Raw genomic sequence first — 19,395 nt, 5'->3', positions numbered from 1 at the left:
AACCCAACCTACGAAAACGGCTCTCACTGCAACATGCCGCAACGAGCCTGGCGGGCGACAGGCTGGAAGAGCCGCTTAACTCAAGGGTCATCCTTTCGAAACGATCGTCGCGAGGCCCGCCATGCCGACCCGTCGCCATTTCCTGCAGACCACCACCGCCCTGGCCGCCGCCGTGACCGCCGCACCCTGGCTATGGCAGAGCGTCCAGGCCGCCGAGCCGCTGCTGACCCGCAAGATCCCCCGCAGTGGCGAGGCCCTGCCCGTCATCGGTCTCGGTACCTCGGGCAATCTCGATGTCGACTTGAACGACGCCGCTCTGGTGCCGCTGCAGGAGGTGCTCAAGGCGCTGCTCGACGGCGGCGGCACCCTCATCGACACCGCGCCCAGCTATGGCAACTCCGAACGGGTGGCCGGCGAGCTGGTGAAGCGGGCCCAGGCCCGGGAGCGGGTCTTTCTCGCCACCAAGGTATCGGCTACCGGCCGCGAGCGCGGCGCGGCGCAACTGGCCGCCAGCTTCAAGGCCCTGCAGACCGATCGCCTGGACCTGGTCCAGGTGCACAACCTGCAGGACACCGCCAACCAGCTGGCCCTACTGCGCGAACAGCAGCAGGCCGGCAGGGTGCGCTATGTCGGCGTCACTCACTATCGCGAGGCGGCACTGGGCGATCTGCTGGCCACGTTGAAGCAGGAAAAGGTCGACTTCGTGCAGTTCAACTATTCGGTGGGGGAGCGCGAGGCGGAAAAGCGCCTGCTGCCCTATTGCCGCGACCAGGGCATCGCCGTGCTGATCAATCGGCCCTTCCAACGCGGCAATCTGCTCTCCGGCACCCGCGGTAAACCCTTGCCGCCGCTGGCTACCGAACTGGGCGCGACCAGTTGGGCACAGCTGCTGCTCAAGTTCATCCTCGCCGACCCGGCGGTGACCGCGGTGATTCCCGCCACCAGCAATCCGCGCTACATGGTCGACAATCTCCAGGCCGGTCGCGGTCGTCTGCCGGATGCGCGCCAGCGTGAGGCCATCGCCGGGCTGTTCGCCTAGATGAAGGACTGGCTCGGTCGCGTCCTCGACGCCCGCGCCGGTGAGTCGTCCGCGGCCCTGGCCGGCTTCGCGCTGTTTCTCTGCCTGTTCGCCGGCTACTTCATGCTGCGGCCGATCCGCGAGGCCATGGGCATCGCCGGTGGCGTGGAGAATCTGCAGTGGCTGTTCACCGCCACCTTCCTGGTGATGCTGCTCGCCGTGCCACTGTTCGCCTGGCTCAATTCGCGGGTGGCGCGGATTCGCTTCGTCGACTGGGTCTACGGCTTCTTCGCCCTCAACCTGCTGGCCTTCGCCGCCTGCTTCGCCAGCTTAGGTGATAGCGTCTGGCTGGCGCGTACCTTCTATGTCTGGATCTCGGTCTACAACCTCTTCGTGGTCTCGGTGGCCTGGAGTCTGATGGCCGATGTCTTCGACGGCGCTCAGGCGCGGCGGCTGTTCGCCTTCATCGCCGCTGGGGCCAGTGTGGGTGGGCTGCTCGGCCCGGTATTGGCCGCCGTCCTGGCCCCGCTGATCGGCGAGGCGGGCCTCGCGCTGCTGGCCGCGGCGTTGCTGCTCTTGGCGCTCAGGCTCAAGGCCTATCTGATGGGCTGGCGCGAGACCCGGGGCGCCGGACGCCCGGGGGCGCCACCGACCGAAAGCCCGCGCCGCCCGGTGGCCGGTAATCCCTTCAGCGGTCTGACCCGGGTGCTGGCCTCGCCCTATCTGCTGGCGGTGAGCGCCTTCGTCATCCTGCTGGCCACGGTCAGCACCTTTCTCTACTTCGAGCAGGCGCGGCTGGTGGCCGAGCTGTTTCCCGATCGCGCCCGTCAGGTGCAGGTGTTCGGCCTGCTGGATTTCGTGGTCCAGGCCGGCGCCCTGGTCAGCCAGGTGCTGATCACCGGTCGCCTGGCCCAGCGGCTCGGGGTACGGGTGCTGTTGGCTGGGGTGCCGCTGCTGATGTGTATCGGCTTCCTCGGACTGGCGCTGCTGCCCACCTTCGCCATGCTGGCCGGGCTGATGATCGTCAGGCGGATCGGTGAATACGCCTTCATCCGCCCGGGGCGCGAGATGCTCTTCGCGCCGCTGGACGCCGAGACTCAGTACAAGGCCAAGAACTTCATCGACACCGTGGTCTATCGCGCCGGTGACGCCGCCAGCGGCTGGGCCAAGAGTCTGCTGGATCTGCTCGGCCACGGCGCCTGGCTGCCGGCCCTCGTCGGTGCCGGTTGCGCGGCGCTCTGGGCCTGCCTGGGTTTCTATCTGGGCCGCCGCGCAGATCAGGCAGCCCTGGCGGACGAAGCGGAGCGGCGCTGAATGCCGGCTGAATCGTTGTAGCCGGAAACAACCCGGGGCTCCGAGGGGCGACCGACGGGGTGCTAAGGTAGGCCCTTCTCCTTGCCTCTGGGCCCTCCATGTTCCGCTCCCGCGCCATGATGTATCTGGTTCTCTTCGCCCTGCATCTGTTCATCGGCCTCAGCGTCATCGGCGATCTCGGGCTGTCGCCCGCTGCGCAGCTGCCGTTCTGGATCTTGCTGCTGCTGTCCTTCGTCCTGGTGCCCCTGGGCTTTCGCTCACGGGACATGAACTCGCGCTTGCTGGCCTGGGCCGCGCTGATCGCCATGGGCGTGTTCTCCAGCCTGGCGGTGTTCAGTCTGCTGCGCGGGCTGGTGGTGGCGCTCGCCAGCCTCGTCGGGCAACCGCTGGACGCCGCCTGGCGTACCGGCAGTGCCTGGGCGGTGCTGGGTCTGGTGCTGCTGGTGGCCCTGCGCAGCGTCTACAACGCCCGCCGCACGGCCAGGGTCAAGGACGTGGAACTGGCCCTGCCGACGCTGCCTGCCGGCCTGGACGGGCTGCGTATCGTCCAGCTCAGTGACCTGCACATCGGCCCCACCATCAAGGCCGGCTACCTGCAGCGCATCGTCGACCGGGTCAACGGCCTGGACGCCGATCTGGTGGCCATCACCGGCGACCTGGTGGATGGCAGCGTGGCCGAGTTGCAGCACGAATTCCTGCCGCTGCAAGGACTCAAGGCGCGCCTGGGCACCTATGCCATCACCGGCAACCACGAATACTATTCCGGCGCCGAGGCCTGGGTGCGCGCCTGGCGCGAGCAGGGCCTGACCCTGCTGCTCGACGAGCATGTGGTACTGCAGCACCAGGGCACGCCCTTCGTGCTGGCCGGCATCACCGACTACTCGGCGCCGCTCTATGTGCCCAGCCACCGCAGCGACGCCGCGGCTGCCTTCGCCGGTGCCCCGGAAGGACTATTCCGCCTGCTGCTGGCCCACCAGCCGCGCTCGGCGCCCAAGGCCGAAGCGGCCGGTGCCGATGTGCAGCTCTCCGGCCACACCCACGGCGGCCAGTTCTGGCCCTGGATGCACTTCGTGCGCCTGCAGCAACCCTGGGTGGCCGGCATCCACCGCCTGGGTCGGCTGACCGTCTACATCAGCCGCGGCACCGGCTACTGGGGGACACCACTGAGATTTGGCGCGCCAAGCGAGATCACCCTGATCAGGTTGCGAAAGGGGTAGCGGCAGGAGAAACGTCAGCAACGGCATTGAGTTCGCCAAGAGTCCCGCACCAGAGGCCCTGCGTTCGGCCAAGCCTCAGTGGAAACCATAAAAAGACAGATAGATGGCCTTTTGCCAGTGCTTGTCCCTTCGAGACAGTTCTCTATCCTCGTCCCTACCTTGACCCGGACGCCCCGGCACCCAAGGACAAACTGCAACACGGATAAGGATGTATCGCCATGACGAGGACAGTGGCTTTCTTGCTGGTCCCCGAGGTGCTGATGCTGGATTTCGCCGGGCCGGTGGAGGTGTTTTCCATCGCCAATCGCTATCTGCCCACGGCCGACCACTATCGCATCGTGACCATCGCCGCGGGGCGGCGGCGGACCCTGCGTTGTTCCAATGGCATGACGATACGCACGGAGCTCACCACCCAACAGCCGCCGGGGAGCTATGACCTGCTGCTGGTGCCCGGTGGGCCGGGGGCCTACCTGGAGCCCCATCCGGACGTCGCGGCCTGGCTGCGGCAGGTGCCCGCGCAGTGCACCCGCTACGGAGCGGTCTGCACCGGCACCTTCCTGCTCGGCAGCGCCGGTCTGCTCGACGGCCGACGGGTCACCACCCACTGGAATTATCGCGAGCGACTGGCGCGACGCTTTCCCCGCGCCCAGGTGACCGCCGATGACATCTACCTGAGCGATGGCCCGCTGCTGAGCTCGGCTGGGGTCACCGCCGGTATCGACCTGGCGTTGGCCCTGGTGGCCGAGGACCATGGCAAGGTCATCGCCCGGGAGGTGGCCAAGGTGCTGGTGGTGGTGACCCAGCGGCAGGGCAAGCAGGCGCAGTTCAGCCCGCTGCTCGACGAGCCGGAAGCCACCACCGCCATCAACCGGGTGCAGCACCATGTGCTGGCCAATATCGACCAGGCCTATTCGATCAGCCGGCTCGCCGAGCTGGCGACCATGGGTACCCGCAACTTCGCCCGGGTGTTCAAGCGCGACACCGGCATGACGCCCCTGGAGTTCGTGCTCAGGGCGCGCATCGATCATGCACGCGAATTGCTGGAGACCAGTGAGCTGCCGCTGAAGACGGTGGCCTTTCGTAGCGGCTTCGCCAGCGACCGCTGCATGCGCGCCGCCTTCCAGAGCCATCTGGGGCTGACTCCGGCGCAATACCGTTACCAATTCAGCTGAAATCGACCTCTGATGGCGGTATCACGCCCATCGATGGCAGCTTCTGGCCGTATATCGTCATACGGCTTTCCTGGGTAGCAGCCAGAATGGTCGTACCTATCGGCAAGGAGAGGCGCACACCGTCGAGGGACTGCGGAGTCTGGTGCCCGCAGAACCCGAGGCAAGGTGGCGCGACACGGTCATGCAAGAGCTCAAGTCCCTGGAAGACGCCAGTGCCTTCCGCTTCTGCGGCCTGGTCCTGGATGCACGTCGGCGCCTGCTGCTGGATGGCGAGCGTGTGCTGCCCCTCGGCGGACGGGCCCTGGACATCCTGCGGGTGCTGCTGCAACACCCCGGCGAACTGGTCGGCAAGCAGACCCTGATGGCCCGGGTCTGGCCTGGCGCGGTCGTCGAGGACATCAACCTGCGGGTGCACATCTCGGCCCTGCGCCGGGTACTGCGCCCCTACAGCGATCGGGATCCCATCCTCAGCGCCCGGCATCGCGGCTACGGCTTCGCCCTGGCGGTGGAGCGCCTGAGCGAGGAAGACCTCGCGCCGCTGGCCGAGACGCCACTGCCCCTGACGCCCCTGGAGGGGCGCGAGACCAGCCTGGTCGAACTACGCCGCTTGCTCGCGCAACGCCGTCTGGTGTCGGTGGTGGGTACCGGCGGTGTCGGCAAGTCGCTGCTGGTCCAGCATCTGCTGCCTGCGCTGGCGGAAGACGTTGCCGACGGGATACAGAGTCTCGATCTCGCGGCACTGGGCCACATGATGGCGCTGGTGGATCGGCTCGCCAGCGACCTGGGACTCGCCAGTGGCAGTGGTTTGCCGGCGCTGCAGGAAGCCCTGGCCACGCGGCGCCTGCTGCTGGTGCTGGACAATGCCGAGCGGCTGATCGAACCCGCGGCCTGGCTGGTGGAAAACCTGCTGCAAGGCTGTCCGCAGCTCAGGGTGCTGGTCACCAGTCGCGAGGCCTTGCGGGTGGAAGGGGAGGCCGTGTTGCGCCTGGCGCCGCTGCCGGTCGTGAATCCACCCACACGGCGGCTGCGCGAGGCCATGCGCCAGCCGGCCTTTCGGCTGTTCGTCCGGCGTGCCCGGGCGCGCCTGCCGGGGCTGCAGTTGCGGCCAGCCGACGTGCAGCTGGTGGGCGAGATCTGCCGCCGCAGCGAAGGCGTGCCCCTGGCGCTGGAGATCCTGGCCGAGCAGGTGGCGGCACTGGGGCTGGCGGGGGTCTTGGCGCAACTCGATGGCGGCTATTACCTGAGCGTGGCCGGGCGGCGCACGGCGGCGCAACGCCAGCGCAGCCTCCGCGCCATGCTCGACTGGAGTCTGCACAGCCTGAGCGAGTCGGAATTCGCCGTGCTGGCGACCCTGGCCGAGGCCGGGGAGCATTTCAGTCGGCAAGAGGCCCTGCGACTGGCGGCGCAGCGCGGGCTGGAGGAGGCGCTGTTCATCCCCCTCCTGGGACAATTGGTGGACAAGTCGCTGATCCTGGTGGAAGGCAGCGGGGTGACCCTAGGCTACCGCCTGCTGGCCATGTTGCGCCTGCACCTGCGCCAGTTCCGCCAGCAACCGCCGCTCCAGGGCCTGCTGCTGCCAGGCCAGCGGCGGGATCCCCACGGCGCGGGTGAATACCCGGCTCAGATGCGCCTGGTCGAAGAAGCCGCATTCCAGGGCGATCGCCGCCAGGGGTAGCCGGCGCTCGGCGAGCAATTGCCGGGCACGGTCGATGCGCTGCTGGCGCAGCCATTCCAGTGGGGCGAGTCCGGCGCTGAGCTTGAACTGGCGGGTGAAGTGACTGCGCGACAGGCCGCAGACGGAGGCGACCTGGCTGACGCTGATGCCGCGCTCCAGATGCTGCAGCAGGACTTCCTTGGCCAGACGTTCCTGCCAGGCGGCCAAGCCGACCAGTCGGGTATTGGATAGAGCCAGGGTGCTATCGACGGTCATGGACATGGCGCTCTCCCTGTCAAACCAGCCGTGTGGCGCGCTGGCCTGGCTGAGAATGATTCCCTGCAGTTGCCTGACGTGCGAGTTGTCTATCGTTAATTAGCGTTAAGCCGGCAACGGCCTAGGCGCAATACTGTCGCGCCGGGCTTGGCCGACCGTGGCGGCGAGCCAGCAGGTGCCAGCCCAGCAGGGCGAGGCCGAGCAGTCCGGCGAGCAGCAGGGGCGCCGGGCCATAGGCCTGGAGTGCGTCGAGCAGGGCCAGGATGTGCGCCTCGAACAACCGCCCCAGGGCCAGGCCGGAGCCGATCCACAGAGTGGCGCCGCCCAGGTCATAGGCCAGGAAGCGCCGCAGGGGCATGGCGCTGGCGCCCGCGCTCAGGGTGGCCAGGGCCGCGGCGCCGGGGATGAACTTGGCCACCAGCAGCAAGCTGGGCAGGCGGGTGGCGGCCGGGACATGCTGGCCAGGCAGATGGCGCAGCAGCCAGGCGCCATGGCGCCGACCGGCCCAGTACCAGAGCAGATCGGCCACGCCGGTGACCGCCACGCTGGCCAGCAGCGCCAGGAGCAACTCGGCTTCATCGGCCGCGGCGCCCATCACCAGTAAAGACGGATAGGCCGGTACCGGCAGGCCCAGCTGTTCGCCAAAGACGTTCAGCGTCAGCCAGAGGGTGGCGTTACCGGCCACCAGGGAAGTCAGGGCTTGGGTGCTCATGGCGCGTTCTCGGCAAGGGGAGGCCGTGGGAGCGGCCTCCTGGCGCAAACGGGGCCTACGATTTCGCGAGCTAGAGCCAAACAAGGCGAAAAGACCTGAGGAAGCGGAGTTTACGAGTGGTAAATGAGCATTCCGAAGGTCTTTTCAACGCAGTTTGGCCGACGCGCAGCAAATCGTAGTCAGGGCATTTGCGGCAGTTCGTTGGGCCGCAGATCGAATACCAGCACCTCGGCATCGGTCCCGTGGGCCAGCTGCAGCTCGCGCTCGCCGCGCAGCCTTGCGCCGTCACCGGCCTGCAGCAGGACGCCATTCAGCTCCAGGCTGCCGCGGGCGACGTGCACATAGGCATGGCGCTCGGGGGCCAGTTGCAGCGCGGCGCTTTCGCTGCCGTCGAACAGACCGGCGTAGACCCGGGCGTCCTGGCGTACTTCCAGCGAGCCCTCGGCGCCGTCCGGCGAGATGATCAGGGCCAGACGACCACGCTTGGCCTCGGCGCTGAAGTGCTGCTGCTGGTAGCGCGGTTCGGCGCGGCGCACGTTGGGCACGATCCAGATCTGCAGGAAATGCACACTCTCGCGCTCGGAGTGGTTGAACTCGCTGTGGCTGACGCCACTGCCGGCGCTCATCAGCTGGACGTCGCCTGGGCGGATCACCGAACCGGTGCCCAGGCTGTCCTGGTGCTCCAGTGCGCCTTCGAGCACATAGGAGAAGATCTCCATGTCGCGGTGCGGGTGCTCGCCGAAGCCCTGGCCCCCGGTCACGGTGTCGTCGTTGATCACCAGCAGGTCGGAGAAGCCCTGTTCCGCCGGATTGCGGTAGCTGGCGAAGGAGAAGGTGTGGAAGGACTTGAGCCAGCCGTGGTTGGCGGCGCCGCGATCGGAAGCTTTACGAATGGCCAGCATGATGAGGCTCCTTGTCTGAGTGGGGCGCGGTCTGTTCCGACGCCATGGAAGTCATCCTACTGTGGCGCCCCGGTTTGATTAACGAGCTGGAAGGAGAATGGTCGTCCTGTTCTGGTTGACGATGCCTTCAGCCAAAGGGCGCCGTGCTGTTTACCGTGATCGTTACTCCAGGCGCGGACGGGCAGGCCAGAGCCGTACCGCCAGGGCCAGCAGGGCGGTCGCCAGCGCCAGGCCGGCGACGCCATTCCAGCCCAGGTGGGCCAGCAGCAGACTGCCCAGCGCCGCGCCGCTGGCCATGCCGATGAACATGCCGGTGAAGAGCACCGCGTTGAGCCGGCTGCGCGCCTCGGGTTCCAGGCCGTAGACCTGGGCCTGGTGGGCGATCAGAGTGGCCTGGACGCCCAGGTCGAAGACCACCGTCGCCAGCGCCAGCAGCACCAGACCGGCCACGCCCGGCAGCCAGGGCAGCAGGAGAAGGCTGGCAAAGGCCGTGGCCGCCAGGCCGATGCCCAGGCGCGTCACCCATTCCGAGCCATGGCGATCCGCCAGGCGGCCGGCCCAGGGCGCGGCCAGGGCACCGGCGGCACCGGCCAGGCCGAAGGCGCCGGCGGCGGCGCTGCCCAACTGGAAGGGCCCGGCATGCAGATAGAGGGCGAGGGTCGACCAGAAGGCACTGAAGCCCACGGACAGCAGCCCTTGCGCCAGGGTCGCCCGGCGCAGGGCGGCATGCTGGCGCCAGAGGGCACCCAGGGAGCCGAGCAGGGCCGGATAGCTGAGTCGGGTGGTGGCGGCGAAGGCCGGCAGACCACGCCAGACCGCCACGGCGATGGCGGCGATGCTGAGGGCGGCGAACAGATAGACCGCGCGCCAGCCCAGCCACTCGCCCACCAGGCCGCTCACCACCCGCGACAGCAGGATGCCCAGCAGCAGCCCCGTCATCACCGTGCCGACGATGCGCCCGCGCTCGGTCGGCGGCGCCAGGGTCGCGGCGGCGGGCACCAGGTCCTGGGCCACGGTGGCGGCCAGGCCGGTGACCAGACTGGCCACCAGCAGCCCGTGCAACCCCGGCGCCAGACTGGCGCCGAGCAGCGCCAGCAGCAGCACGGCCAGCTTGGCCAGGATGATGCGGCGGCGATCGAAGCGATCACCCAGGGGCGCGAGCAGCAGCAGCCCCAGGGCATAGCCGAGTTGGGTGAGGGTGGGGATCAGCCCCACGTCGGCAGCGGGCGCGGGCAGGGCACTGGCCAGGGTACCCAGCAGGGGCTGGCTGTAATAGAGGTTGGCGACGCTGAGGCCGGCGCCGGTGGCCAGCAGGCCAAGCAGGGCAGGGGATAGACTGCCGCGGTGAGGCGAGGTCTGGCTATGCGAGAGTGGAATGTCGGTCATGGCGATTCTCCGGTTGGGAAGACGATGAGCGCATTCTTCGCCAGAGTGTTCGCTGCCTGTAGCCGAACGCGGGGTACAGGGGGTATACGTAAGCCGTATGAACACCACCTTTACCCATGACCGTCTCGACCTGCTGGAAACCTTCGTGCGTATCGTCGAGGCCGGCAGCCTGTCGGCGGCCGCGCGCCAGCTTGGCACCACCCAGCCCACCGTCAGCCGACGTCTGCAAGCGTTGGAGGGGGCGCTGCAGGTGCGCCTGGTACAGCGCTCGACCCACGCCCTGCGCCTGACCGAGGACGGCCAGCGCTGCTATCGCCAGGCCCAGCAACTGCTCGGTGACTGGCAGGCTTTCGCCGCCGCCTTGCATGGTGCCCATGCCGAGCCCGAGGGACGGCTGCGGGTGGTGATGCCCCATGCCTTCGGCCAGGAGCAGTTGCTCGATCCGCTGGAGACCTATCTGCGGCGCTATCCCGGCATGCAGGTGGATTGGGTGCTCAGCGACCGGGCGCCCAATTTCGTCGCCGATGGCGTCGACTGCGCCATCCGGGTGGGGGTGGTGGAGGATCCGGATACCGTGGCGGTGCGCCTGGGTGATGTGCAGCGCATCCTGGTGGCGGCGCCGGAGCTGGCGAGCACGCTGCAAGCACCCGAGGAGCTGGCGGCACTGCCCTGGATCGCCATGACGCAGTTCTACCAGACCGAACTGCGCCTGCAGCTGGGCGCCACTGGCGAAAGCCGACTGATCCCCTTGCGCCCGCGGCTGGCCACCGAGAGTCTCTTCGTCGCCCGTCATGCCGCGGTGCGTGGTCTGGGCTGCGCGGCGCTGTCGCACTGGATGGTGCGCGAGGACGTCGCCGCGGGACGCCTGGTGCACCTGCTGCCGGAATGGCAGGCCGCGCCCCTGCCAATCTATCTCATCTATCCCTACGCCCGGGTCTACCCGGCGCGGCTGCGCCTGTTCCTCGAACTGGTGCGCGAGGCCTGCGCCAGGATGCTGGATGTGACGGCGCCCGCCTGACCTCAAGGATCAGGCGGGCGCCACGAGCGAGGGCGATCAGGCGAGTCGGGCCGCCCGCACCGGCCGCCAACCATCCAGGCTCAGGGCGCCGGCGCCGAAGGCCGCCACCTGCAGCAGACCACCGGCGATGGCGATGTTCTTGAGGAAGTGGATCAGTTGGTTCTGATCGGCGAACTGGCTGTGGAACACCAGGGCGGTCACCAGGGTGAAGGCGGCCATGGCCAGGGCCACCGGGCGAGTGCGGTAGCCGATCAGCAGGAGGCTGGCGAGTCCCAGCTCCACCACCAGGGCGCCCAGGTAGGCGAGGTCCGGGAAGGGCAGGCCCATGGCGGCGATGTAGCCCTTGGTGGCTGCTGGGGCGAGCAGTTTGCCCACGCCGCTGAACAGGAAGAGGCTGGCGAGCAGCAGGCGGCCGGTGGTGGCGGTGAGGGCTTGGGTGTTCATCGTTGACTGTCCTTTTCCAGGTCTGGCATCCGGCTTGGATGCGATAGGGCAAGCTTACTGTCCACTCGATTTCCGAATAAGTAGTGATGGCGCGTTAAACAGTCACCCTCAGGTTGACTATCTTCCCGTTGCTGCAACCTGAATCCTTTCAGCTACACGCCACAGCACAGGCGTACAAAAACCAGCACAGACGTCCAAGGCCGTCCGCCGTCGTCCGGGCGAAAGTTCGCTCCATCGACGGCGCGAGGTCTCTCTCGCAGCCAACTCTTTCATCAGGGGGATGGGTCATGGGAAGCGTGAGGCTGGATCTGGGACTCCTGTTCCTGCGCCTGGGCGGCGCCGGGCTGCTCCTGGCGGTGCATGGTCTGCCCAAGGCGCTGCACTTTCGCCAGCAGCTTGGCCTGATCGAAGACCCGCTGCACCTGGGCGCCTGGCCGACGCTGGGCTTCGCCGTCTTCGCCGAGGTGCTCTGTCCGTTGCTGATCGCCCTGGGCTGGGCGACGCGCCTGGCCTGCCTGCCGATCCTCGGGTTGCTGCTGATCGCCCTGCTGATGGTGCACCCCGAGTGGTCTCTGGAGCAGGGGCAGTTCGGCTGGCTGCTGCTGGTGCTGTTCGGCACCCTGGCGCTCACCGGGCCCGGTCGTTATTCACTGGAAGCCCGGCTGATCAGGCGTCACGCCGCTCAGGGTGGTTTCGCGAGGGCCCTGTCATGAGCGCCACACGCGGGCAGGACCTACATCAGGCGCACAGTCGCATCGTCACCCTGGTGATCCGCCACCAGCCCCTGGCCGGCCAGCAGGACGCCTATCAGCGCTGGCTGCAGCGCGCGGTCACCGCTGCCCGTGAAGCCTGTGGCCATCTCGGTGTGGATGTCATCCCGCCGGCCGAGGCAGGCACCGCCTTCACCACCCTGGTGCGTTTCGCCGACGTCGAGCGGCTGCAGGCCTGGCTGGCTTCGCCGGAACGCCAGGCGCTGATCGCCGAGGTGGCACCGCTGCTGCGCGAGGCCGATGCGCCCGAGGTGCATGCCGACGCCGAGTTCTGGTTCAACCCGCCGCGCCCCGGCGTGCGCCAGCCACCGGCCTGGAAGCAGGCGGTGCTGACCTACCTGGTGATCGCGCCCCTGACGATGCTGATCCCGCCACTGTGGCAGCCGCTGTTCACGCGCTATCCGCTGCTGGCCGGGCCGGTGCCGAGCAACCTGCTGATCACCCTGTGCATCGTGCCGCTGGTGGTGTTCCTGATCATGCCGAGGGTGAGCCGCCTGTGCGCGCCCTGGCTCAACGCCCGCTCGGGCGCCTTTTCCACTCCTTCCACCCTTAGAGGCGAACAACCATGAGCACCTTCACCACCCGCGATGGCGTCGAGATCTATTTCAAGGACTGGGGCAGCGGCAAGCCCGTGCTGTTCAGCCACGGCTGGCCGTTGGACGCCGACATGTGGGATTACCAGATGCATCATCTGGCCAGCCACGGCTATCGCGCCATCGCCTTCGACCGCCGCGGCTTCGGGCGCTCCGGCCAGCCGTGGAATGGCTATGACTACGACACCTTCGCCGACGACATCAAGGAGCTGATCGAACACCTGGATCTGCGCGACGTCACCCTGGTGGGCTTCTCCATGGGCGGTGGCGACGTCAGCCGCTACCTGGCGCGCCACGGCTCGGCGCGGGTCGCCAAGCTGGCGCTGCTCGGCGCCGTCACCCCGCTGTTCGGGCAGAAGCCGGACTTCCCCCAGGGCGTCGACCAGGGCGTCTTCGACGGCATCCGCGGCGGTCTGCTGAAGGACCGCGCCCAGTTCCTCGCCGACTTCGCGCCAGTGTTCTATGGCACCAACCAGGGCCAGCAGGTCTCCGAAGGCGTCTTCACCCAGACCCTCAACATCGCCCTGCTGGCTTCGCTCAAGGGCACGGTCGACTGCGTCACCGCCTTCTCGGAAACCGACTTCCGTCCGGACATGGCCAAGATCGACGTGCCGACCCTGGTGATCCACGGCGACGCCGACCAGGTGGTGCCCTTCGCGACCACCGGCAAGCTGGCGGCCGAGCTGATCCGTGGCGCCGAGCTCAAGGTGTACGCCGGCGCCCCCCACGGCTTCGCGGTGACCCACGCCGCGCAGTTGAACCAGGACCTGCTGGCCTTCGTCGCCCGCTGACCACCCGCCCGGTCAGCAGCAGACGCTGCCCGGGTCGCGAGTACGGTTATGAGCCAAGAACCCCTGGACCCTCAACGCCGCCGCGCCCTCCTGTTGGGCGCCGCCGGCGCGCTCTGGTCCGTCCTGCCCCTGGCCGGACGCGCCGACACTGCCTCTGGAGGCACCATGCAACACGCCGATCTGATCCTGCACAACGGCAAGCTCCACACCGTCGATCCCGAGCGCCCCGCGGCGACCGCGGTCGCCATCAAGGACGGCGTCTTTCTTGCCGTGGGTAGCGATAGCGACGTCATGGCCCATCGCGGCCCGGGCACCCAGGTGGTCGACCTGCGTGGTCGCCGCGCCATCCCGGGCCTCAACGACTCCCACCTGCACCTGATCCGCGGTGGCCTGAACTACAACCTGGAACTGCGCTGGGAGGGCGTGCCCTCGCTGGCCGATGCCCTGCGCATGCTCAAGGACCAGGCCGAGCGTACCCCGGCGCCCCAGTGGGTGCGGGTAGTGGGCGGCTGGAACGAATTCCAGTTCGCCGAGCGCCGGCTGCCGACCCTGGAGGAGCTCAACCAGGCCGCGCCGGACACCCCGGTGTTCATCCTGCACCTTTATGACCGGGCCCTGCTCAACCGCGCCGCCCTGCGTGTCGTGGGCTACACCAAGGACACGCCCAATCCGCCAGGCGGCGAGATCCAGCGCGACGCCCGGGGCGAGCCCACCGGCATGCTCATCGCCCGGCCCAACGCCATGATCCTCTACGCCACCCTGGCCAAGGGGCCCAAGCTGCCGCTGGAATACCAGGTCAACTCCACGCGCCAGTTCATGCGTGAACTCAATCGCCTGGGCCTGACCAGCGCCATCGACGCCGGCGGCGGTTTCCAGAACTATCCGGACGACTACCAGGTCATCCAGGAGCTGGCCGATGCCGACCAGCTCACCGTACGCATCGCCTACAACCTCTTCACCCAGCGGCCCAAGGAAGAGCTGGCCGACTTCAAGAACTGGACCAGCAGCGTCACCCTGCACCAGGGCACCGACTTCCTCCGCCACAACGGCGCCGGCGAGATGCTGGCCTTCTCGGCGGCCGACTTCGAGGATTTCCTCGAACCGCGCCCGGACCTGCCGTCCAGCATGGAAGCCGATCTGGAGCCCGTGGTGCGCCACCTGGTGGAGCAACGCTGGCCGTTCCGCCTGCACGCCACCTACGATGAATCCATCTCGCGCATGCTCGACGTCTTCGAGCGGGTCAATCGCGACGTGCCCTTCAACGGGCTGCCCTGGTTCTTCGACCACGCCGAGACCATCAGTCCGCGCAACATCGAGCGGGTCAAGGCCCTCGGCGGCGGCATCGCCATCCAGGACCGCATGGCCTTCCAGGGCGAATACTTCGTCGACCGCTATGGTGCCAAGGCCGCCGAGCAGACCCCGCCGATCCAGCGGATGCTCGCCGAAGGCGTACCGGTAGGGGCGGGGACCGACGCCACCCGCGTCTCCAGCTACAACCCCTGGACCTCACTGTACTGGATGGTCAGCGGCCGCACCGTCGGCGGCCTGGCGCTCTATCAGGAAGGCCTGCCCCGGGCCACCGCCCTGCAGCTGTTCACCCAGGGCAGCGCCTGGTTCTCCTCGGAGCAGGGCAAGAAGGGCCAGCTGCGGGTCGGCCAGCTGGCCGACGTGGCGGTGCTCTCGGCGGACTTCTTCACGGTCGAGGAAGAGGCCATCAAACACCTGGAGTCGGTGCTGACCGTGGTCGGTGGCCGCATCGTCCATGGCGCCGAGGAATTCGATCGCCTGGGTCCGCCGCCCCTGCCGGTCACTCCGGATTGGTCGCCGGTGGTCAAGGTGCCCGGTCACTGGAAACCCGGTGCGCCCTTGCAGGCCGCCGTGCACCAGTGCGCCGGCGCCTGTTCCGTGCATGGCCATGGCCATGAGCGGGCGCGCCAGAGCCGGGTGCCGGTCAGCGACTTCAGTGGCTTCTGGGGCGCCTTTGGCTGCTCCTGCTTCAGCTTCTGAGGAGCGCCGCCATGACCGCCGCCGCCGTGACTCCCAACGCCGCCTCGCCCTGGCAACCGCTGCGCCAGCGCACCTTCCGCTGGCTGTGGCTGGCCAGCATCGCCTCCAACATCGGTACCTGGATGCACGAGGTGGGCGCCGGCTGGCTGATGACCTCGCTGTCCGCCAGCCCCCTGGCGGTGGCCCTGGTCCAGGTGGCGGGGGCACTGCCGATGTTCCTGCTGGCGCTGCCGGCCGGCGCCCTGGCCGACATCGTCGACCGGCGCCGCTATCTGCTCGGCGTGCAGCTGTGGATGGCCGCCGTGGCCCTGGCCCTGGCCGGCCTGACCCTGGCCGGCTGGATGACCGTTCCGCTGCTGCTGGGGCTGACCCTGGCGATGGGCGTGGGCACCGCGCTGATGCTGCCGGCCTGGTCGGCGCTGACCCCCGAGCTGGTCGACAAGAGCGAGCTGCCCGCGGCCATCGCCCTGTCCAGCCTGGGCATGAATGTGGCCCGTGCGCTCGGCCCGGCCCTGGCCGGGGTGCTGGTCAGCCTGGCCGGTCCCTGGCTGACCTTCGCCCTCAATGCCGTTTCCTTTTTTGCTGTGATCGTCGCGCTCCTGACCTGGCGACGCCAACCTGCAGCCGCCGTGCTGCCCGCGGAGCGCCTGCTGGGCGCCGTCCGGGTCGGCTTCCGCTATGCCCGCAGCTCGCTCCAGCTGCAGGTGGTGCTGGCCCGGACCGCCGCGTTTTTCCTTGGCGCCAGCGCCGGCATGGCCCTGCTACCGCTGCTCGTGCGTCAGGCCCTGCAGGGCACCGCCCTGGATTTCGGCATCCTGCTCGGCTGTGTCGGCCTGGGCGCCATCGGCGGCGCCATGCTCCTGCCGCGCCTGCGTGAAAGACTCTCCAGCGATCTGCTGGTGGCCGGCGCCAGTGCCCTCTATGCGCTGGTCCTGCTCGGCCTGGCCTGGATCCGCGACTTCGCCTGGCTGCTGCCGGTGATGCTGGCCAGCGGCCTGGCCTGGATCGCCGTGCTCTCCAGCCTGCAGGTGGCCGCCCAGACCGCCGTACCCGCCTGGGTGCGCGCCCGCGCCCTGGCCGTCTACATCCTGGTGTTCTTTGGCACCAGCGCCCTGGGCGGCTTCCTCTGGGGCGCCCTGGCCAGTCACTTCTCCCTGAGCGTGGCGCTGAGCGCGGCGGCCGGGGTGCTGCTGGCCGGCATCGGGCTGACCTGGCGTCTGCGCCTGCCGGTCACCCCGGCGGCCGATATCGCCCCTTCGCTGCACTGGCCGGCGCCCATCCTCGACGACTCCCTGGATCGCGAGCGCGGCCCGGTGATGGTCACCCTGGAATACGACATCGCCCCCGAGCACGGCCCGGCCTTTCGCCAGGCCATGCAGGCGGTCGGCGCCATGCGCCGACGCAACGGCGCCTTCTCCTGGGCCCTGCTGCAGGACAGCGCCGAGCCGCGCCGCTGGCAGGAATTCTTCTGCGACGAATCCTGGCTGGAACACCTGCGCCACCACCACCGCGTCACCCAGGGCGAACAGCGCCTGGAAGCGGCGGCGCGCCAGTACCAGACCCCCGGCGTACCCATCGCCATTCGCCATCTCCTGGGCGGCGCCTGATGCCGCCCTTCACCCGCAACCCCCAAACCACTCCCTGAGGACTCCACCATGAGCAAGCCCTACAACCGTCTCGACAAGAACGATGCCGTCGTCCTGCTGATCGACCACCAGGCCGGTCTGATCTCGCTGGTCCAGGATTTCACCCCCAGCGACTTCAAGAACAACGTCCTGGCCCTGGCCAACAGCGCCAAGTTCTTTGGCCTGCCCACTATCCTCACCACCAGCTTCGAGCAGGGCCCCAACGGCCCGCTGGTGCCCGAGCTGGTCGAGCTGTTCCCCGAGGCGCCGTACATCGCCCGGCCCGGCCAGATCAACGCCTGGGACAACGAAGACTTCGTCGCCGCCATCAAGGCCACCGGCCGCAAGCAGCTGATCATCGCCGGCGTGGTGACCGACGTCTGCGTGACCTTCCCGGCCCTGGCGGCCATCGCCGAAGGCTTCGACGTCTTCGTGGTGACCGATGCCTCCGGCACCTTCGACAAGACCGTGCAGCAGGCCGCCTGGGCGCGCATGAGCGCCGCTGGCGTGCAGCTGATGAACTGGTTCAGCGTCGCCTGCGAACTGCACCGCGACTGGCGCAACGACATCGAGGGCCTGGGTGCCCTGCTGTCCAACCACATCCCCAACTACCGCAACCTGATGACCAGCTACGCCAAGCTGTCCGCCAAGTAAGGGGAACGATGGTCCGGCGCCTCCTTCGGCGCCGGACCATCCCTGCCAGACCTTCGCGGAGGGACGCCGTGAACCGCAACGACCTGCGCCGCATCGACCTGCACCTCTTGGTGGTGTTCGAAAGCCTGATGCACGAGCGCAATCTCACCCGCACCGCGGAAAAACTCTTTCTCGGCCAGCCGGCCATCAGCGCCGCCCTGGTGCGCTTGCGGCAATTCTTCGACGATCCGCTGCTGGTGCGCAGTGGCCGCACCATGGAACCCACGCCGCGCGCCCTGGCCATCCTCGCACGCCTGCAACCGGCCCTGGACGGTCTGTCCAATGCCCTCAGCGAGGTCGACGACTTCGATCCCGGTGCCAGCCGTGCGGTCTTTCGCCTGGGCATGTCCGACGATGTCGAATGCGGTCTGCTGCCGCCGCTGCTGGCCCATCTGCGCGAGGTGGCGCCGCACTGCGTGCTGGTGGTGCGCAACGCCAACTTCCTGCTCTTGCCCGGCCTGCTGGCCAGTGGCGAGGTCTCCCTGGGTATCAGCTATACCACCCAGCTGCCGGCCAACGCCAAGTGCCGCACCCTGAGGCACATCCGCGCCCTGGTGGTGCGCGCCGACGCCGATCCCGCGCCCCTGACCCTGGACGACTATTGCGCGCGGCCCCATGTGCTGGTGTCCATGTCCGGCGATCTTTGCGGCAACATCGACGACGACCTGGCGCGCCTCGGGCGTAGCCGCAAGGTGGCCCTGGGCGTGCCCCACTTCAATGGCCTCGGCGCCTTGCTGGCCGGCAGCGACCTGCTCGCCACGGTGCCCGACTACGCCGCCCAAGCCCTGGCCGCCAGTGGCATCCTGCGCATCGAGGAGCCGCCGTTTCCCATCGTCCCGGCCAATCTGTCGCTGGTCTGGCGCGCGGCCCAGGACCAGGATCCCGGCGAGCGCTGGTTGCGCGGCGAGATCGTCAGATTCATGGGCGAGACGTCCTAGCGAACTGGGCTATCAGCCACGTCGATATGCGCTATCCGCCGGTACGATTTATTGGCGAGGGGGTTGGCTTTCTAGGATGGCTGCATGTCTTCCGGAGCCACGCCCATGAACCTCGCCACCTTCCGCAACGCCCTTCGCCTGCTGGCCTGCGCCGGCTTCCTCGCCCTGCTGGGCGGCTGCGCCAACTCCCACAACGCCTACCTCAAGGATGGCAGTACGGCCTACCTGGTGCAGTGCAACGGAGTCTTCGGCCGCTGGTCCGGCTGCGCCGGCGAGGCGGCCGCACGCTGCCCCACCGGCAGCTACCAGGTCCTTGCCCGCAACCACCTGGACGGCGCCAGCGAAGCCCAGGCCGAGGCCAGCGTCGCCGGCCAGTCCTATCCGGTGCGCAACCTGCTGGTGCAGTGTCAGGGCGAACAACTGGCCTGGCGAGTGGGCAACTTCGTGCGCCGGCTGCCGGTGAGCGAGGGGTGAGGGTAGCTCAGCGGACTGCCGCGTTTTCCAGGCTGTGGCGCTGCAGTCAGACCGTAGGTTGGGTTGAGACGGCTCCAGCGTCGAAGCCCAACAGGGATGCTCGGCCTTGGGCAATGTTGGGCTTCGCTGCGCTCAACCCAACCTACGAGGGCGCCGTGGGCGCGGCGCATCGGCGGACCACCAGCGCCGCTATAAAGCGCGCGGACGGCGGTCAGATCGTAGGTTGGATTGAGATGGCTCCAGCGTCGAAGCCCAACAGGGATGTTCAGCCTTAGGCGATGTTGGGCTTCGCTGCGCTCAACCCCACCTGCGCGGGCTATTAGCCGTAGCCGCATCGGCGGACCACCATGCGCGCGGACGGCGGTCAGACCGTAGGTTGGGTTGAGACGGC

The 19,395-nt window shown here is 68.4% G+C and carries 18 protein-coding genes and 1 pseudogene; 14 read left to right on the top strand and 5 right to left on the bottom strand.

The window, feature by feature from the left end; genetic code table 11:
• Nucleotides 1–121 precede the first annotated feature (121 nt).
• From AX284_RS10150 to AX284_RS12175, 5 genes and pseudogenes are all read left to right on the top strand, one after another.
• Entirely contained in the window at nt 122–1,039 is a 918-nt protein-coding gene (locus tag AX284_RS10150) for an aldo/keto reductase (RefSeq protein ID WP_068385070.1), read from the top strand.
• The gene (locus tag AX284_RS10145) at nt 1,040–2,332 is read left to right on the top strand and encodes an NTP/NDP exchange transporter (RefSeq protein WP_068385067.1); all 1,293 of its coding nucleotides are present in this window, start codon (nt 1,040–1,042) and stop codon (nt 2,330–2,332) included.
• A 98-nt stretch (nt 2,333–2,430) separates the two neighbouring features.
• Nucleotides 2,431–3,549 carry a metallophosphoesterase gene (locus AX284_RS10140; RefSeq protein WP_068385064.1) on the top strand — a complete coding sequence of 373 codons (1,119 nt, stop codon included), beginning with the start codon at nt 2,431–2,433 and terminating at the stop codon, nt 3,547–3,549.
• Nucleotides 3,550–3,767: 218 nt separating this feature from the next.
• Nucleotides 3,768–4,721: a GlxA family transcriptional regulator gene (locus AX284_RS10135; protein ID WP_177323664.1), complete on the top strand. Its 954-nt coding sequence runs from the start codon at nt 3,768–3,770 to the stop codon at nt 4,719–4,721.
• Between the two features lie 181 nt (nt 4,722–4,902).
• A pseudogene (locus AX284_RS12175) lies at nt 4,903–5,595 on the top strand (winged helix-turn-helix domain-containing protein); the annotation flags it as partial.
• 621 nt (nt 5,596–6,216) lie between these two features.
• On the opposite strand, the gene AX284_RS11760 reads toward AX284_RS12175, so the two are convergent.
• The 4 genes from AX284_RS11760 to AX284_RS10115 form a co-directional block, all read right to left on the bottom strand.
• Complete coding sequence (locus tag AX284_RS11760) at nt 6,217–6,657, bottom strand: helix-turn-helix domain-containing protein (RefSeq protein ID WP_026083850.1); 441 nt, start codon at nt 6,655–6,657, stop codon at nt 6,217–6,219.
• 115 nt (nt 6,658–6,772) lie between these two features.
• Entirely contained in the window at nt 6,773–7,363 is a 591-nt protein-coding gene (locus AX284_RS10125) for a DedA family protein (protein ID WP_017641115.1), read from the bottom strand.
• Between the two features lie 179 nt (nt 7,364–7,542).
• Nucleotides 7,543–8,265 (bottom strand): pirin family protein, encoded by a 723-nt coding sequence (locus AX284_RS10120; RefSeq protein ID WP_017641114.1) that lies wholly within the window; start codon nt 8,263–8,265, stop codon nt 7,543–7,545.
• A 162-nt stretch (nt 8,266–8,427) separates the two neighbouring features.
• Nucleotides 8,428–9,651 carry an MFS transporter gene (locus AX284_RS10115; protein WP_068385058.1) on the bottom strand — a complete coding sequence of 408 codons (1,224 nt, stop codon included), beginning with the start codon at nt 9,649–9,651 and terminating at the stop codon, nt 8,428–8,430.
• Nucleotides 9,652–9,748: 97 nt separating this feature from the next.
• Between AX284_RS10115 and AX284_RS10110 the strand changes: the two genes are divergently transcribed.
• Nucleotides 9,749–10,669 carry a LysR family transcriptional regulator gene (locus tag AX284_RS10110; protein ID WP_068385054.1) on the top strand — a complete coding sequence of 307 codons (921 nt, stop codon included), beginning with the start codon at nt 9,749–9,751 and terminating at the stop codon, nt 10,667–10,669.
• A gap of 36 nt (nt 10,670–10,705) precedes the next feature.
• Here AX284_RS10110 and AX284_RS10105 read toward each other — a convergent pair whose 3' ends face one another.
• Nucleotides 10,706–11,113 carry a DoxX family protein gene (locus AX284_RS10105; RefSeq protein ID WP_064309324.1) on the bottom strand — a complete coding sequence of 136 codons (408 nt, stop codon included), beginning with the start codon at nt 11,111–11,113 and terminating at the stop codon, nt 10,706–10,708.
• A gap of 287 nt (nt 11,114–11,400) precedes the next feature.
• Here AX284_RS10105 and AX284_RS10100 point away from each other — a divergent pair, with 287 nt between their 5' ends.
• From AX284_RS10100 to AX284_RS10065, 8 genes are all read left to right on the top strand, one after another.
• A complete protein-coding gene (locus AX284_RS10100) occupies nt 11,401–11,826 on the top strand; it encodes a DoxX family protein (RefSeq protein ID WP_068385051.1) in 426 nt (141 codons plus the stop codon).
• Nucleotides 11,823–12,452 carry an antibiotic biosynthesis monooxygenase gene (locus tag AX284_RS10095; RefSeq protein ID WP_068385048.1) on the top strand — a complete coding sequence of 210 codons (630 nt, stop codon included), beginning with the start codon at nt 11,823–11,825 and terminating at the stop codon, nt 12,450–12,452. The genes AX284_RS10100 and AX284_RS10095 overlap by 4 nt, the downstream gene beginning before the upstream one ends.
• Entirely contained in the window at nt 12,449–13,267 is an 819-nt protein-coding gene (locus tag AX284_RS10090; protein ID WP_068385046.1) for an alpha/beta fold hydrolase, read from the top strand. The genes AX284_RS10095 and AX284_RS10090 overlap by 4 nt, the downstream gene beginning before the upstream one ends.
• 165 nt (nt 13,268–13,432) lie before the next feature.
• Nucleotides 13,433–15,274, top strand: a complete 1,842-nt coding sequence (locus AX284_RS10085; protein WP_177329658.1) for an amidohydrolase — start codon at nt 13,433–13,435, stop codon at nt 15,272–15,274.
• 11 nt (nt 15,275–15,285) lie between these two features.
• Complete coding sequence (locus tag AX284_RS10080) at nt 15,286–16,881, top strand: MFS transporter (RefSeq protein ID WP_042136558.1); 1,596 nt, start codon at nt 15,286–15,288, stop codon at nt 16,879–16,881.
• Nucleotides 16,882–16,929: 48 nt separating this feature from the next.
• Nucleotides 16,930–17,553 (top strand): isochorismate family cysteine hydrolase YcaC, encoded by a 624-nt coding sequence (gene ycaC / locus AX284_RS10075; RefSeq protein ID WP_017641105.1) that lies wholly within the window; start codon nt 16,930–16,932, stop codon nt 17,551–17,553.
• A gap of 68 nt (nt 17,554–17,621) precedes the next feature.
• A complete protein-coding gene (locus tag AX284_RS10070) occupies nt 17,622–18,530 on the top strand; it encodes a LysR family transcriptional regulator (protein WP_068385042.1) in 909 nt (302 codons plus the stop codon).
• A gap of 84 nt (nt 18,531–18,614) precedes the next feature.
• Nucleotides 18,615–19,004 (top strand): hypothetical protein, encoded by a 390-nt coding sequence (locus AX284_RS10065; RefSeq protein WP_177329657.1) that lies wholly within the window; start codon nt 18,615–18,617, stop codon nt 19,002–19,004.
• Nucleotides 19,005–19,395: the final 391 nt, after the last annotated feature.

This window comes from Pseudomonas sp. HUK17, from assembly GCF_001566765.1.
Note: the sequence above shows the minus strand (reverse complement) of the source record. Positions and strands in the feature narration are given on the sequence as shown.